Source organism: Streptomyces sp. NPDC040622, from assembly GCF_055593965.1.
The window spans coordinates 70,969-85,346 of sequence record NZ_JBVIXD010000016.1 but is presented as its reverse complement, the minus strand read 5'-3'; the positions used below and the strand labels follow the sequence as shown (position 1 = coordinate 85,346).

Annotated in this window: 14 protein-coding genes and 1 riboswitch; of the genes, 6 read left to right on the top strand and 8 right to left on the bottom strand. The window is 71.7% G+C overall.

The genetic code is table 11. The annotated features are described in order from the left end of the window. The first annotated feature begins 61 nt into the window (after positions 1-61). Positions 62-1,066 (top strand): 2-hydroxyacid dehydrogenase, encoded by a 1,005-nt coding sequence (locus ACZ592_RS35805; protein ID WP_471585898.1) that lies wholly within the window; start codon positions 62-64, stop codon positions 1,064-1,066. Here ACZ592_RS35805 and ACZ592_RS35800 read toward each other — a convergent pair. Next, positions 1,009-2,931 carry an anthranilate synthase family protein gene (locus ACZ592_RS35800; protein ID WP_471585897.1) on the bottom strand — a complete coding sequence of 641 codons (1,923 nt, stop codon included), beginning with the start codon at positions 2,929-2,931 and terminating at the stop codon, positions 1,009-1,011. The two genes, ACZ592_RS35805 and ACZ592_RS35800, sit on opposite strands and share 58 nt — an antisense overlap. Positions 2,932-3,226: 295 nt before the next feature. Between ACZ592_RS35800 and ACZ592_RS35795 the strand changes: the two genes are divergently transcribed. Beyond that, a complete protein-coding gene (locus ACZ592_RS35795; RefSeq protein WP_471585896.1) occupies positions 3,227-4,579 on the top strand; it encodes a class II 3-deoxy-7-phosphoheptulonate synthase in 1,353 nt (450 codons plus the stop codon). Between the two features lie 152 nt (positions 4,580-4,731). Next, positions 4,732-4,980, top strand: a complete 249-nt coding sequence (locus ACZ592_RS35790) for a (2Fe-2S)-binding protein (protein WP_471585895.1) — start codon at positions 4,732-4,734, stop codon at positions 4,978-4,980. A 24-nt stretch (positions 4,981-5,004) separates the two neighbouring features. Here the strand turns inward: ACZ592_RS35790 and bfr are convergent, their stop codons facing one another. Then, a complete protein-coding gene (gene bfr / locus ACZ592_RS35785; protein ID WP_471585894.1) occupies positions 5,005-5,484 on the bottom strand; it encodes a bacterioferritin in 480 nt (159 codons plus the stop codon). Positions 5,485-5,649: 165 nt separating this feature from the next. On the opposite strand from bfr, the gene ACZ592_RS35780 reads away from it, so the two are divergent. Further along, a complete protein-coding gene (locus ACZ592_RS35780) occupies positions 5,650-6,282 on the top strand; it encodes a sulfite oxidase-like oxidoreductase (protein ID WP_471585893.1) in 633 nt (210 codons plus the stop codon). 46 nt (positions 6,283-6,328) lie between these two features. On the opposite strand, the gene ACZ592_RS35775 is transcribed toward ACZ592_RS35780, so the two are convergent. From ACZ592_RS35775 to thiO, 6 genes are all read right to left on the bottom strand, one after another. Beyond that, positions 6,329-6,886, bottom strand: coding sequence for a DUF4396 domain-containing protein (locus ACZ592_RS35775; protein ID WP_471585892.1), 558 nt, complete (start codon positions 6,884-6,886; stop codon positions 6,329-6,331). Positions 6,887-6,957: 71 nt separating this feature from the next. Beyond that, positions 6,958-7,842: a deoxyribonuclease IV gene (locus tag ACZ592_RS35770; protein WP_471585891.1), complete on the bottom strand. Its 885-nt coding sequence runs from the start codon at positions 7,840-7,842 to the stop codon at positions 6,958-6,960. A 132-nt stretch (positions 7,843-7,974) separates the two neighbouring features. Further along, positions 7,975-9,942 carry a Stk1 family PASTA domain-containing Ser/Thr kinase gene (gene pknB, locus ACZ592_RS35765; RefSeq protein WP_471585890.1) on the bottom strand — a complete coding sequence of 656 codons (1,968 nt, stop codon included), beginning with the start codon at positions 9,940-9,942 and terminating at the stop codon, positions 7,975-7,977. Positions 9,943-10,046: 104 nt separating this feature from the next. After that, the gene (locus ACZ592_RS35760) at positions 10,047-10,841 is read right to left on the bottom strand and encodes a thiazole synthase (protein WP_471585889.1); all 795 of its coding nucleotides are present in this window, start codon (positions 10,839-10,841) and stop codon (positions 10,047-10,049) included. 6 nt (positions 10,842-10,847) lie between these two features. Next, positions 10,848-11,072, bottom strand: coding sequence for a sulfur carrier protein ThiS (gene thiS / locus ACZ592_RS35755; RefSeq protein ID WP_471585888.1), 225 nt, complete (start codon positions 11,070-11,072; stop codon positions 10,848-10,850). Next, entirely contained in the window at positions 11,069-12,310 is a 1,242-nt protein-coding gene (gene thiO / locus ACZ592_RS35750) for a glycine oxidase ThiO (protein ID WP_471585887.1), read from the bottom strand. The genes thiS and thiO overlap by 4 nt, the downstream gene beginning before the upstream one ends. Next, a riboswitch (TPP riboswitch) is annotated at positions 12,308-12,420 on the bottom strand. (Overlaps the previous gene by 3 nt.) 202 nt (positions 12,421-12,622) lie before the next feature. Here thiO and ACZ592_RS35745 point away from each other — a divergent pair. Then, positions 12,623-13,786, top strand: a complete 1,164-nt coding sequence (locus tag ACZ592_RS35745; protein ID WP_471585932.1) for an NAD(P)/FAD-dependent oxidoreductase — start codon at positions 12,623-12,625, stop codon at positions 13,784-13,786. A 56-nt stretch (positions 13,787-13,842) separates the two neighbouring features. Further along, positions 13,843-14,208, top strand: coding sequence for an Rv2175c family DNA-binding protein (locus ACZ592_RS35740; RefSeq protein ID WP_471585886.1), 366 nt, complete (start codon positions 13,843-13,845; stop codon positions 14,206-14,208). The last annotated feature ends 170 nt before the right edge of the window (positions 14,209-14,378 follow it).

The following is a 14,378-nucleotide window of genomic DNA, read 5'->3' as shown; positions in this document are numbered from 1 at the left end:
GGCACCGTATATTCGGCCGCAGATCCGCATAACGGTCACCTGGCGATGTACGGGAGAAATCGTGGAGATCCTCGCATTCGGCGTGCAGTCCGACGAGAAGCCGTTGATCGAGAAGGCCTTCGAGGGGCACCACGACGTCCGCTGCCTGGACGTGTTCCTGAACGAGGACACCGCGCCCATCGCCGCGGGCTACGAGATCGTCTCCTCCAGCGTCAACGCCACGCTGAACAACCGCGTCCTGCAGACCCTCGCCGCCGGCGGGACACAGATGATCGCCCAGCGCTCCACCGGGTTCAACAACATCGACCTGGAGGTCGCCGAGCGCCTGGGCCTCACCGTCGCCCGCGTCTCGTACTACTCGCCCTACTCCGTGGCCGAGTTCGCCTGGACCCTCGCGATGGCCGTCAACCGCCGCATCGTCCGCGCCAGCAACCGCACCCGCGACTTCGACTTCCGTCTCGACGGCCTGATGGGCCGCGACCTGCGGGGCCGCACGGTCGGAGTGCTCGGCACCGGCAAGATCGGCGAGGCGTTCACCCGTATCGCGCACGGCTTCGGCATGCGGCTGCTCGGCTGGGACGTCGCCGAGAACCCCGCCTGCGTCGAGCTCGGCATGACGTACGTGGCCAGGGAGCAGCTCCTCGCCGAGGCGGACCTCATCAGCCTGCACGTGCCGCTGCTCCCCTCCACCCAGCACATCATCGGCGCCGACGCCCTGCGGATGATGAAGGACGACGCGATCCTGGTGAACTCCAGCCGCGGCGGCCTCGTCGACACGGACGCCCTGGTCAGGGAGTTGCGCGCCGGCCGGTTCACGGGCGTGGGCCTGGACGTGTACGAGGCGGAGGCGGGGCTCTTCTTCCTCGACAAGTCCCTGGAGGTCGTCGAGGACGACACCCTGGCCCGCCTCGTCACGTTCCCGAACGTCGTGGTCACCTCCCACCAGGCGTACTACACCGCGGACGCGGTCGGCCAGATCATCGACACCACGGTGCAGAACGTCCTGGACTACCGGGCGGGCCGCCGCTCCGAGAACGTCCTGGTGCCCGCCCCCGCCGTCAGCTGACCGAGCAGGTCCCGCACGAGCGCGGTCCCGCGCAGCGTGAGCACCGACTCCGGATGGAACTGCACGCCCGCGACCGCGATGCCCGGCGCGCCCGCGCGGCGGCGCAGCGCGTGCACCTCGCCGCTCGCCGCGTCCCTGCTGACCTCGATGTCGTGCGCGGCCAGCTCCGCGGCCGCCTCGTCGTCGCAGCGCGCCACGAAGCTGTTGTAGAAGCCGACGGTCTCGGCCCGCCCGAACAGGTCGATGTCCGTCTGCGCACCCTGGTACGGCACCTCCTTGCGGACGATCTCCAGGCCCAGCTCGGCCGCGATCAGCTCGTGCCCGAGGCAGACGCCGAGCACGCCGTGCCCGTGGGCGCGGAGCACCTCCGCCGTCAGGGAGCGCAGGAACCGCATCTTGGGGTCGGTGAGGTCGGACGGGTCCCCGGGACCCGGGCCGAGGACGACGGGGCCCTCGTGCGCGAGGACCGTGTCGCGCAGCCCCTCCTCGTCGTAGCGCCGCACCGAGACCCGCAGGCCGCAGGAGCGCAGGACGTGCGCGAGCATCGCGGTGAACGTGTCCTCGCCGTCCACGACGAGCGCGTGCCCGCTCAGCTCGCCGGTGGGCTCCCGCATCCGCAGCCAGAACGGCGCGAGCGACGCCCGCCGGCCGTCGAGGGCCGCCCGCACCCGCGGGTCGTCGGCGAGAGCGGGCCGGGTGCCCTCCCCGCGCGGGCGGCCGGGGCGCACGCCGAGGGCGGCCAGCACACCGGCGGCCTTGGCGTGGGTCTCGGCGACCTCGCCCATCGGGTCGGAGCCGCGCACCAGGGTGGCGCCCACCGGCACCCGCAGCCGGCCCGCCGGGGAGATGTCGGCGGTGCGGATCAGGATGGGGGAGTCCAGGGTCTGCGCGCCGCCCGCGTCCCTGCCGATGAGGGCGAGGGCCCCCGCGTAGTAGCCGCGGCCCACGCCGTCAGGACCCGGCGGCTCGTGGCGCTCGATGACGCGGCAGGCGTTCTGCACGGGCGAGCCGGTGACGGTCGCCGCGAACATCGTCTCCTTCAGGACCTCCCGCACGTCCAGCGACGACTTGCCGCGCAGCTCGTACTCCGTGTGCGCGAGATGCGCCATCTCCTTCAGGCGCGGCCCGACCACGACACCGCCCATGTCGCCGACCGCGCACATCATCTTGAGCTCCTCGTCGACGACCATCGAGAGCTCCTCGGTCTCCTTGCCGTCGGCGAGGAAGGTGAGCAGGTCCTCGGGGGTGGGGCCGTCGGCCGGGTAGCGGTACGTGCCGCTGATGGGGTTCATGACGACCGTCTCGCCGGACATCCGCACGTGCACCTCGGGGCTGGCCCCGACCAGCGTCCGGTCCCCGGTGTGCACGACGTACGTCCAGTACGCGCCCCGCTCGCCGACCAGCAGCCGCCGGAAGAGCGCGAGGGCGTCGGCCCTGCGGAAGCCCGGGATCTCGCCCTCGTACGTGCGCCGGATGACGAAGTTGGCGCCCTCGCCCCGCCCGATCTCCTCGCGCAGGACCCGCCCCACGATGTCCGCGTAGGCCGCGTCGTTAACGTCGAAGGCCCCGCCCTCGACCCGCACCTCGTGCGCGGGCAGCGCCCGAAGTGCCTCGGCGAGCGGTACTTCGTACCGTTCCTCGGGGGTCAGGACCATCAGCGGTGTGCCGTCGTCGCGGACGTCGAACCCGCGCTCCCTGATCTGCCGGAAGGGCACGAGCGCGAGGCCCTCGGGGAGGTCCGCGAGGCGTTCGTGGGTCCGGGTCGGGCCCACGAGGACCTCGACCGTGTCGGGGTCACGGCCCGGCGTGCGGCGGCGCAGCAGGGCGAAGGGGCGGTCGTCGGACAGGAGGTCGGTGAGGTGCATCGGGTCGGTTCCTTCTCACTCGGAGAGGAACGGCCCGGGCCGCGGGCCCTCAGGACCCGGCAAACACAGAAGGCCGCCCCTCGGGCGGCCTTCGCGAGTCTGTGTGCGCAGAGTCAGTGGGCCGCCGGATGGGCGGGCCACCACCAGTTCTGGTTCGTCGTCTGCGTACGCATGTCCGGCACCCTAGCGCATCGGCGGGGCGGCGAAGAGGAAGCGCTCACCCCACGGTGTCTGGTCCGTCTCACTTGGTGAGCGGGGGGATGGACCACCCGGTTCACCACGTAGTGTTGACGAGGTGACCGTGAACGCTAAGACCACCGCTACCGGTGGCAACACCTGGCGCAACCTGCCCGCGGCGCAGCAGCCCGAGTACCCCGATGCCGAGGCTCTGCGCGATGTGATCGCGGACCTCGAGTCGTATCCGCCGCTCGTCTTCGCGGGCGAGTGCGACCAGCTGCGCGACCGACTGGCCTCCGTCGCCAAGGGAGAGGCGTTCCTGCTGCAGGGCGGGGACTGCGCCGAGGCCTTCGACGCCGTGTCCGCCGACCACATCCGGAACAAGCTGAAGACCTTGCTCCAGATGGGTGCCGTCCTCACGTACGCGGCATCCGTGCCCGTCGTGAAGGTGGGCCGCATCGCGGGGCAGTACTCCAAGCCGCGCTCCAAGCCGACCGAGACCCGCGACGGCGTGACGCTCCCGACCTACCGGGGCGACTCCGTCAACGGCTTCGACTTCACCGAAGCGGCGCGCATTCCGGACCCCGAGCGCCTGAAGCGGATGTACAACGCATCCGCCTCCACGCTCAACCTGGTCCGCGCCTTCACCACCGGCGGCTACGCCGACCTGCGCCAGGTGCACGCCTGGAACCAGGACTTCGTGAAGTCGTCCCCGTCCGGCCAGCGCTACGAGCAGCTCGCCCGCGAGATCGACAACGCGCTGCACTTCATGCGCGCCTGCGGCACGGACCCGGAAGAGTTCAAGACCGTCGAGTTCTTCGCCTCCCACGAGGCGCTGCTGCTCGACTACGAGTCGGCGCTGACCCGCACCGACTCCCGCACGGGCCGGCTGTACGACACCTCGGGCCACATGGTCTGGATCGGTGAGCGCACCCGGCAACTGGACGGCGCGCACATCGAGTTCGCCTCCCAGGTGCGCAACCCCGTCGGCATCAAGCTCGGCCCGACCACGACGGCCGAGGAGGCGCTGCAGTACATCGAGCGCCTCGACCCCGACCGCGAGCCCGGCCGGCTGACCTTCATCGTCCGCATGGGCGCCGACAAGGTCCGCGACAAGCTGCCCGAGCTGGTCGATAAGGTCACCGCGTCCGGCGCGACCGTCGCCTGGATCACCGACCCGATGCACGGCAACACCTACGAGGCGGCATCCGGCCACAAGACCCGCCGCTTCGACGACGTGCTCGACGAGGTCAAGGGCTTCTTCGAGGTCCACAAGGCCCTCGGCACGCACCCGGGCGGCATCCACGTCGAGCTCACCGGTGACGACGTCACCGAGTGCGTGGGCGGCGGCGACGAGATCTTCGTCGACGACCTGCACCAGCGCTACGAGACGGCCTGCGACCCGCGGCTCAACCGCAGCCAGTCGCTCGACCTGGCATTCCTGGTCGCGGAGATGTACCGCGACCAGTAATTCCCGGCAGTACGCACGTGTGGGGCGCGGATCCGTGTGATCCGCGCCCCACCGGCGTATCCGGGGCTTTTGCCTGCCCGACGTCACGGGTAAGGTTAGGTTAGCCTCACCGATTAATCGGGACGGCGCTACCGATCAGTCCTGTCCGGGAGGTGAACCGCGTGTACGTCTGCAACTGCTTCGGGGTCACCGAGGCGCAGGTGAAGAAGCACGTGGACGACGGCGCCTGCACCCCCCGCCAGATAGCGTCGGCCTGCAAGGCGGGCACGGACTGCGGTTCGTGCGTACGACGCATCCAGGCGCTGCTCGGCCGGGGCGCGTGTCCCCGCCGTGAGCTGGTGGACCAGGGCGAGCCCGCCGTGGCGCTCACCGCCGACGCGGAGCTCCCCGAGGCGGCCTGACGCTCCGGCTCCGGCTCTCCGGGCCTAGCTCTCCGGCTGCTCGATGAGCTGCGCGATGTAGAGCGCCTCGCCGAGCTTCTCGACCAGTTCGAGCTGGGTGTCCAGATAGTCGATGTGGTGCTCCTCGTCCTCGAGGATCGACTCGAAGATGTTCGCGGACGTGATGTCTCCCTTGCCGCGCATCACCTCGATGCCGCGCTTGAGGCGGTCGATCGCCTCGACCTCGACCTGCCGGTCGGCCTGGAACATCTCGGTGACCGTCTGGCCGACGCGCACATGGAAGAGCCGCTGGTAGTTGGGCAGACCGTCGAGGAACAGAATCCGGTCGGTCAGCACCTCCGCGTGCTTCATCTCGTCGAAGGACTCGGACCGGGTGTACTTCGCGAGCTTCGTCCAGCCGAAGTTTTCCTGCATCTTGGCGTGGAGAAAATACTGGTTGATCGCCGTGAGCTCGGCGGTCAGCTGCTCGTTGAGAAACTCGAGGACCTCGGGGTCGCCCTGCATCGCAGAGGCTCCTTCCACATGGGTTACTGGGCAGGTAGCGCGCATCCTTGCACCGGTGTTCGGAGGCCGTCCAGTAAGTGCACGCTTAGTAGGAGTTGCCCCGATCGGCACCCGCGGGGCGTCGGCTGGTCACGTCCACCGCCCCGGGTCTGTCAGGATGGAGCCATGGGTCAGCCGGCGGAACGCGCATCTCGACAAGCGGCGGAGCCGGAGCTTCCGCCGGGTCAGCGGCTGCAGCGCGGCTGGCCGGTCACGCACTACGGCCCGGTGCCCAAGTTCCGCCCCGAGCGCTGGGAGTTCAGGGTCTTCGGAGCCACCGCGGACGGCGACAAGCACTGCTGGACGCACGAGGAATTCTCCGCGCTGCCCTACGACACCGTGGTCGCCGATCTGCACTGCGTCACGAAGTTCAGCATGCTGGGCGCCGAGTGGGGCGGGCTCCCGACCCGCACGCTCCTGGAGATCGCGCCGCCCGCGCCGGACGCCACCCACGTGATGGTCTGGGCCGAGTACGGCTTCAGCTCCAACCTGCGGATGGCGGACTTCGCCTCCGAGCGCGCGATTCTCGCCACGCACAAGGGCGGCGAACTGCTCACCGCCGAGCACGGATTCCCGCTCCGGCTCGTGGTGCCCCACCTGTATGCCTGGAAGGGCCCCAAGTGGGTCAGGGGCATCGAGTACATGACCGCGGACCGCCGGGGCTTCTGGGAGGAGCGCGGCTATCACAACGTGGGCGACCCGTGGCGCGAGCAGCGCTACTCCTACCAGGAAGAGCCCGGGGACGGCCCCGAGCTCTAGTCCTGCGCGACGCTGTCCGTGCTGGTCAGGGACGATTTTCGGGTGATCAGTGGTGGTACTGGTGTACCACCGCGTGCCCCTTGCCCCGGCCGATCATCCACGTGTTGACCGGCGTCGTGATCACGAACGCCGCCGCCAGTGCGATGGCCAGGATCCACCAGAACATCGCGTCCGTCAGGTGCGCGTCCATGGCGCCGGGCCAGAGTGCGATGACGCCGTTGTCGATCAGCTCCATGACGGCGATGGACAGGGTGTCGGCGGCGAGCGCGACCCGGAACGCCGTCTTGAAATCGACGCCGGCCCTGAGGATGCCGCGCAGCGTCAGGGCGTAACCGAAGGCGAAGGCCAGGGCGATCGCGAGAATCATCGTCGCCATGTCGCCCCAGCCGAACGCGGTGCCGACGACCATGCCCAGCACCTCGCCGACGGCGCAGCCGGTGAGGCAGTGCAGGGTGGCCTGGGCGGCCGTACGCCAGCTGACCTTTCCGAGGCCGGGAGCGTGGTGCTGGTGCTGGTGCTGGTGCTGGTGGTGGTGGCGCGCGTGTTCGTCGTGCGTGCCGAGCTCGTGTCCCGTGCCGTGCCCTGCGTGCGTGTCGTGCCGCATGGGAAGCCCCCGGCGTCGGATAGCGGTTCCTGCCGTCCAGCAAGAACCGTATACCCCCAAGGGGTATTCCGCTACGGGTTCCTGAGCTCCTTCAGGCGCGCCACGTCCGCCGCGTGCCCTTCCTTGCCGCCGGGCGTCTCGATGATCAGCGGGACGCCCTCGGTCGCGGGATGGGCCATCAGCTCGCGGAAGGGCTCCTCGCCGATGTGGCCGGTGCCGATGTTCTCGTGGCGGTCCTTGTGGGCGCCGACGACGTCCTTGGAGTCGTTGGCGTGCACGAGCTTCAGCCGCCCCTCGCCGACCGTCTCCACCAGGAGGTCGAGGGTCTGCTTCATGCCGCTCGGGCCCGTCAGGTCGTGGCCCGCGGCGAAGATGTGGCAGGTGTCCAGGCAGACGCCCAGCTTGGGGTGGGAGTCCAGCGCCTCGAAGTACGGACCGAAGTCCCAGGTGCGGGAGCAGAGCGAGGCGCCCTGGCCCGCGGTCGACTCCAGAAGCAGGAACGGGTCGTCGTCGTGCGTCAGCTCGTCCAGCAGCGGCAGCATGCGCTCGCGCACCTGTGCCAGGGCCACGGCACGCTCCCGGCCGCCGGTCGCCGAGCCGGTGTGCACGACGACGCCGAGCGCGCCGATCGCGCGGCCCCGGCGCAGCGAGTGGCGCAGGGACTCCACGGACTTCTCCACGGTCGCCTCGGTGTGCGAGCCGAAGTTGATCAGGTAGGGCGCGTGGACGTACGCCGGGATCCCCTCGGCGGCACGGGCCGCGAGGAACTCCTCGTCCTGCTTCGGGTTGCCGGGCGGGGTCGCCCAGCCGCGGGGGTTGGCGACGAAGACCTGGACGGCCTCCGCGCCGAGGTCACGGGCGTACGAGAGGCCGACAGAGGCGAGACCACCGGCGACGGGGACATGGCCGCCGACGGGGTTGCGGGACGCTGCGCTGGGGGAGTTGTTGCTGCTCACGCCGTCAAGGGTGGCACGCGCGCGAAGGCGCTCCGACAGCGGTCCCGGCGGACCGCCGCGGTACGCGTGCGGACTCCCGGGGCCCGTTCCCCGGGAGCGGTTCCCCGGGAGCGGCCCCCCGGGGAGCGGGCCTCAGCGGATCGTGATGGTGATCGTCGACCCCTTGGCCGCCTTGTCCCCGCCGTCCACCGACTGCTCCTTCACCGTGTCGCCGAAGAGGCCGAGCAGACCGCGGTCCTTCTCCACGTCGAAGCCCGCCGCCTCCAGCTTGTCCGTCGCCTCGTCGACGTCCATGCCGGTCACGTCCGGGACCTCGATCATCGGCGGGCCCTTGGAGATCGTCAGCTCGACCGTGTCGCCCTCGGCGAGCTGCTTGCCCTCGGGGACGGACTGCTTGGCGACATCGCCCTTGTCCTCGTCGGAGTTGATCCGCGAGGGGGCGATCTCGACCTTGAGGCCGGCCTCCTCGAGCTCCGCGGTGGCATCCGCCTCGGACTCACCCGTCACGTCGGGGGTGTCGACCGGGTTGCCCTTGCTGACGACCAGGGCGACGGCCGAGCCCGCCTTGCGGGTGAAACCGGCCCGCGGGTCCGTGCTGACCACGGAGCCCTTGTCGATGCCGGAGCTGAAGGCCTTGGTGACCATGCCGGGTGCGAGACCGGAGTTCTTGAGCTCCTTCTTCGCCTCCGCGAGCGGCATGTCCTTGACGTTCGGGACCTTGACGGTCTCCGGGCCCAGCGAGACGGTCAGCGTCACCTTGTCGTTCTGCCGGATGCGCTCGCCCACCGCGGGGTCGGTGTCCATGACCGTGCCGCGCTTGTCCGTGTCGCTGTAGGTGCGCTTGACGTCCTTGACCTCGAGGCCGGCGTCGTCGAGCCGCTGCTTCGCCTGCGCCTCCGTCTTCGCCAGGAGCGGCGGGACCTTGGTGAACTGACCGGAGTTGATGTACCAGACACCGGTGCCGAGGCCCAGGACGAGCAGGACGCCGACTATGAGCGCGAGCGTGCGGCGGCGCGGGTCGAACCGGCGCCGGGAAGCCCTCGCGGGGGCGGGCGGTCCCGCGGGCGGGGCCGACAGGATGCTGGTGCGGTTCAGCGCGTCCTCGCCGCCGCGGCCCTCCCGCTCGCCCTCCGCGGGCAGCGAGAGCTGCACGGGGCGTGCCGCGCGCGGGATGACGCTCGTACGGTCCTCCGCGTTGTCGTGGGCGTCGTGGGCCGTCGCGTGCGCCTGCGGCGGTACCGCGTCGAGCTGCTCCTCGGACAGGGCGGCACGCGCCTCCCTGAGCCGGGCGAGGAGCGCCACCGCGTCGTAGGGACGGACGTCGGGGGTGCGCGCGGTGGCGGAGGCGACCAGCTCGTCGAGCTCGAAGGCGAGCCCCGGGACGGCCGCCGACGGGGGCGGCACGTCCTCGTTGAGGTGCTGGTAGAGGACCTGGGCGGGGGAGTCCCCGGAGTGCGGCTTGGCGCCGGTCAGCATCTCGTAGAGCACGACCCCGCAGGCGTACACGTCGACGCGGGTGTCCGCCGTACCGTGCTCGATCTGCTCGGGGGCGAGGTAGGAGACCGTGCCGAGGACGGTGCCGGTCGTGTTCGTGACCGTGTCCACCGCGCGGACGAGACCGAAGTCGGCGACCTTCACCCGGCCGTCGTCCCCTATGAGGACGTTCTCCGGCTTCATGTCGCGGTGCACGAAGCCGGCGCGGTGCGCGGCCCCGAGCGCGGCGAGGACCGGCTCCAGGATGTCGAGCGCCGCCCGGGGCTGCAGGGCGCCGCGCTCGCGCAGGACGTCGCGCAGGGTGCAGCCCGCGATGTACTCCATCGCCAGATAGACGTACGAGCCGTCCGTGCCCTGGTCGAAGACGCCGACCACATTGGGATGGGAGAGGCGGGCCACCGACTTGGCCTCGCGGATGAAGCGGTCGACGAAGGAGGCGTCGGCCGCCAGCGTCGGGTGCATCACCTTGAGCGCGAGCACGCGGTCCAGGCGGGTGTCCACGGCCCGGTAGACCGTGGCCATCCCGCCGACCGCGATGCGCCCGTCGATCCGGTAACGCCTGTCGAGCAGCTGCCCGACGAGCGGGTCCTGAAGGGTCGTGTCCACGCAGGGAGTCTACGAGGCGACGCGGTCGGCCCTCCCCGCCCGGGCGGCTTCGGTGCGTGACTGCAGCCGAGCTGTGACGCTCCCCGCCCCGCCCGGGCGGGCCCTCAGAACGCAGGCCGCTCCGGATCGAGCCTGGCCATGCCCTGAACGGGCGAGGACGCCTCGGCGAAGTGCCGCCGCGGGATCCGCCCGGCCCGGTGCGCGAGGCGCCCGGCCTCCACGCCGTGCCGCATGGCCTCCGCCATCAGGACCGGCTCCTGCGCCCGCGTCACCGCGGAGGCGAGCATCACACCCGCGCACCCCAGCTCCATCGCGATCGCCGCGTCGGATGCCGTCCCCGCGCCCGCGTCGAGGATCACCGGCACGCGTGCGTGCTCCACGATCAGCTGGAAGTTGTGCGGGTTGCGGATGCCGAGCCCGGAGCCGATGGGCGAACCGAGCGGCATGATCGCCGCGCAGCCCACGTCCTCCAGCTTGCGGGCGAGCACCGGGTCGTCGTTGGTGTACGGAAGGACCGTGAAGCCGTCGTCGACCAGGGTCTCGGCGGCGTCCAGGAGCTCCACCGGGTCGGGCAGCAAGGTGCGCTCGTCGGCGATCACCTCCAGCTTCACCAGGTCGGTGCCGAGGGCCTCGCGCGCGAGCCGCGCGGTGAGGACGGCCTCGCCCGCCGTGAAACAGCCCGCCGTGTTGGGCAGCACACGGATGCCGAGCCGGTCGAGCACGGAGAGCACCGAGCCCTGCACGCCCGGGTCGAGGCGGCGCATCGCGACCGTGGTCAGCTCCGTGCCGGAGGCGATGAGGGAGCGCTCCAGGATGTCGAGGCTCGGCGCCCCGCCCGTACCCATGATCAGGCGCGAGGAGAAGGTGAGCCCGCCGATGACGAAGGGGTCGTCTGCCATGGTGCTTCAGCCTCCCTGGACGGCGGTGAGTACTTCGACGCGGTCGGCGTCGGCGAGGGCCGTGGCGGGCCACTGCGCGCGCGGGACGACGGTTTCGTTGACGGCGGCCGCGACGCCGGAGTGCGCCGCGGACAGGGTGGCCACGAGGGCGTCGAGCGTCGTGCCCGGGGCCACATCGCGTTCTTCCCCATTGACGAAGACGCGGACGGAAACGGTGGAAGGCGTGCTCATACGGGCTGCTCCGTGAAGGGCTGCGTACGGGAAGGGGAGGGGGCGAGCGCCCCGGGGACGGCGCCGTCGAAGCGGCGCGGGGTGAAGGGGAGCGCCTCGTCGGGCAGCTCGCCGGTGGTCAGGGCGTGCGCCATGACGTCACCCGTCAGGGGCGTCAGCAGGACGCCGTTGCGGAAGTGCCCGGTGGCCAGCTGGAGCCCGGCGAGCCGGGTCGGGCCGAGCATCGGCGCGTTGTCGGGGGAGCCGGGGCGCAGGCCCGCGCGGGTCTCGGTCAGCGGCAGTTCCGTGATGCCGGGCACCAGCTCGTGGGCGTCCCGCAGCAACTCGTACACGCCGCCCGCCGTGACGGTCGTGTCCCAGCCGAGCTCCTCGCTGGTCGCGCCGACGACGAGCTCGCCGTTCTCGCGCGGTACGAGGTAGACGTGGCTGCCGCGCACCACGGCCCGCACGGTGCGGCTCAGGAACGGCGCGTACGGCTTCGGCACCGTCAGCCGCAGCACCTGCCCCTTCACGGGGCGCACGGGCGGCACGACGTCGTCGGGGACGCCCGCGAGCCGCCCGCTGAGGCTGCCCGCCGCGAGCACGGTCTGCTCCGCGCCCAGCTCGGTCCCGTCGGCGAGCACGACACCGCGCGCCCGCTCGCGCACGACCGTCAGGCGCTCGGCCAGGGCGCGGTGGAAGACCACACCGGCCCGCTCGCAGGCCACCACGAGCGCCGCCGCGAGCCTGCGCGGATCGATCTGGTGATCGCCGTCGACCCGCAGCCCGCCCCGCACGCCCGGCGCGAGCATCGGCTCCAGGCGGCGGCACTCCCGGCCGCTCAGCCACTCGGACTCCAGGCCCGAACGGTGCTGGAGCGCGTGCAGTTCGCGCAGGTGGGCGCGGTCGTCCGAGTCGAGCGCGACGGCCAGCGTGCCGCACGCGCGGTAGCCGAGGCCGTGCCCGGTCGCCTCGGTCAGCTCGGCGGCGAACGCGGGGTAGCGGCGGGCCGATTCCAGGTTGATGCCGAGCAGCGTCTGCTCGCCGTAGTGCAGCTCGGTGACGGCGGCGAGCATGCCCGCCGCGACCTGGGCCGCCCCGCCGCCCGGCGCGGGGTCCACGACCGCGACGGAGAGTCCGCGCTGCGCGGCCCGCCAGGCCGAGACCAGGCCGATGATGCCGCCCCCGACGACGAGGACGTCGCTCGTGGCGTTCGCGGCCGTGCTCTTGGCGGCATCGGATGTCGTCCGTGGATGCATGGGCGTCCAGCCCCTCCCTTCGCCGGCATGACCCGGATCAGGTTCGTACGGTCGGAGGCCGTCCAGCCTCCCTCTCAGCCCGGTGCGTCCGGGCTCCCGCGAGTGCTCTGCAGCGGCCACCCTAGCCCGTCGCTTCGCGCGGCAGTAGGGGAGCTGTCCGGGTATGGGCAGTGACGGTGTGTCAGAGATCTCCTCGTATCCACCTGAGGGCGTACCGGGCGGCCGCCCTAGAGTGATCGGGTGAGCGAGCAGCGGAAGCAGACCGGGAAGCCGCCGCAGGCGGAGCGGCACGTCGTCATCGTCGGCGCGGGGATGGCCGGGGTGCAGACCGCGGTGGCCCTGCGCGAACAGGGGTTCGCCGGTGCGGTCACCCTTGTCGGTGCGGAACGGCACCGGCCCTACGACAGGCCGCCGCTGTCCAAGGCGGTGCTGCTCGGCAAGGCGGAAGGCTCCGCCTTCGACATCGACTTCGCGGCGCTCGGCATCGACCTGGTCCTGGGCCGTGAGGTCACCGGGGTACGCCCCGGCGACCACGAGCTGGACACCGCCGACGGCCCCCTCGCCTACGACGTCCTGGTCGTCGCGACCGGCGCCGAGCCGATCCGGCTGCCCGGCACCGAAGGCATCCCCGGCGTCCACCTCCTGCGCACCCTGGACGACGCCGAGCGGCTGCGCCCCGTCCTCGCCGACCAGCACGACGTCGTGGTGGTCGGGGCGGGCTGGATCGGCGCGGAGTTCGCGACCGCCGCGCGCGAGGCGGGCTGCTCGGTCACCGTGGTCGAGGCGGCGGGACGGCCGCTCGCCGGGGCGCTGCCCGAGGAAGTCGCGGCCCCCATGGCCGGCTGGTACGCCGACTCCGGAGCCGTGCTGCGCACCCACGCGCGCGTGGAGCGCGTCGAACCGGGCGCGGTGGTCCTGTCCGACGGCACCAGGCTGCTCACGGGCGCCGTCGTCGTCGGCATCGGGGCGCGGCCCACGACGGGCTGGCTGACCGGCTCCGGCATCGAGCTCGGCGCCCACCGGGAGGTCGTGACCGACGAGGGGCTGCACGCCTCGGCGCCCGACGTGTACGCGGTCGGCGACTGCTCCTCCTTCCCCTCGGGGCGGTACGGCGAGCGCCTTCTCGTGCACCACTGGGACAACGCCCTGCAGGGCCCGCGCACGGTGGCGGCGAACATCGTCGGCGAGACCCCGGCGGCGTACGACCCCGTGCCGTACTTCTGGTCGGAGCAGTTCGGCCGCTTCGTGCAGTACGCGGGCCATCACGCCGGGGCCGACGAGCTGGTGTGGCGCGGCGACCCGACGGGCGTGGCCTGGTCGGTGTGCTGGCTGCGGGACGGCGCCCTGGTGGCGGTGCTCGCGGTGGGCCGCCCCCGCGACCTGGCCCAGGGCCGCAAGCTGATCGAGTCGGGCACCCGGCTCGACCCGTCCCTGGCGTCGGACCCCTCCGTCCCCCTGAAGAAGGCCTCTCTGTAGGCGACCCGGATCCACCGCCCGGCGCGGTTGCCCCGGCCAGGGATACGCTGGACCGCGTGACCGAGATTGACGCAAAGACTGATGCTCTCGTACCCGACTGGCTGCACCTCCCCGACATCGCGGAAATGCTCGATGTCGAGGTGACCCGTGTGCGCCAGCTGGTCAAGGAGGGCCAGCTGATCGCCGTGCGCCGGGGTGAGAACCGGGCGCTCCAGGTGCCGGCCGCCTTCATCGACGGCGACAAGGTCGTCAAGGGCCTGTCCGGCACCCTGACGCTCCTGAGGGACGACGGCTTCTCCGACGAGGAGATGCTCGAATGGCTCTTCACCCCCGACCCGACCCTGCCCGGCACCCCCGCGCAGGCGCTGAGTGAGAATCGCGGCACGGAGGTGAAGCGCCGCGCCCAGGCGCTCGCCGTCTGAGCAGGCGCTCGTCCGTCTGACCTGAACAACACCGTCCGGAGTGGGGGGGGGGGGGGGGGGCGCCTCCCCCCCCCCCCCCACAACAAGGGGGATTTTTCCTTGGCCCCCCCCCCCCCGAACAGCTCGTCTACCCCCCCCTCTCCCCCTTCCCCGACACCCACAAAAACCAA

Excerpts from the sequence above, each read along its gene's own strand:
- ACZ592_RS35760 (WP_471585889.1), bottom strand. The coding sequence starts at position 10,841 with ATGGCAGACGACCCCTTCGTCATCGGCGGGCTCACCTTCTCCTCGCGC.
- bfr (WP_471585894.1), bottom strand. The coding sequence starts at position 5,484 with ATGCAGGGCGACCCCGAGGTCCTCGAGTTTCTCAACGAGCAGCTGACC.
- thiS (WP_471585888.1), bottom strand. The coding sequence starts at position 11,072 with ATGAGCACGCCTTCCACCGTTTCCGTCCGCGTCTTCGTCAATGGGGAA.
- ACZ592_RS35800 (WP_471585897.1), bottom strand. The coding sequence starts at position 2,931 with ATGCACCTCACCGACCTCCTGTCCGACGACCGCCCCTTCGCCCTGCTG.
- ACZ592_RS35780 (WP_471585893.1), top strand. The coding sequence starts at position 5,650 with ATGGGTCAGCCGGCGGAACGCGCATCTCGACAAGCGGCGGAGCCGGAG.
- thiO (WP_471585887.1), bottom strand. The coding sequence starts at position 12,310 with ATGCATCCACGGACGACATCCGATGCCGCCAAGAGCACGGCCGCGAAC.
- ACZ592_RS35775 (WP_471585892.1), bottom strand. The coding sequence starts at position 6,886 with ATGCGGCACGACACGCACGCAGGGCACGGCACGGGACACGAGCTCGGC.
- ACZ592_RS35745 (WP_471585932.1), top strand. The coding sequence starts at position 12,623 with ATGGCCGGGGTGCAGACCGCGGTGGCCCTGCGCGAACAGGGGTTCGCC.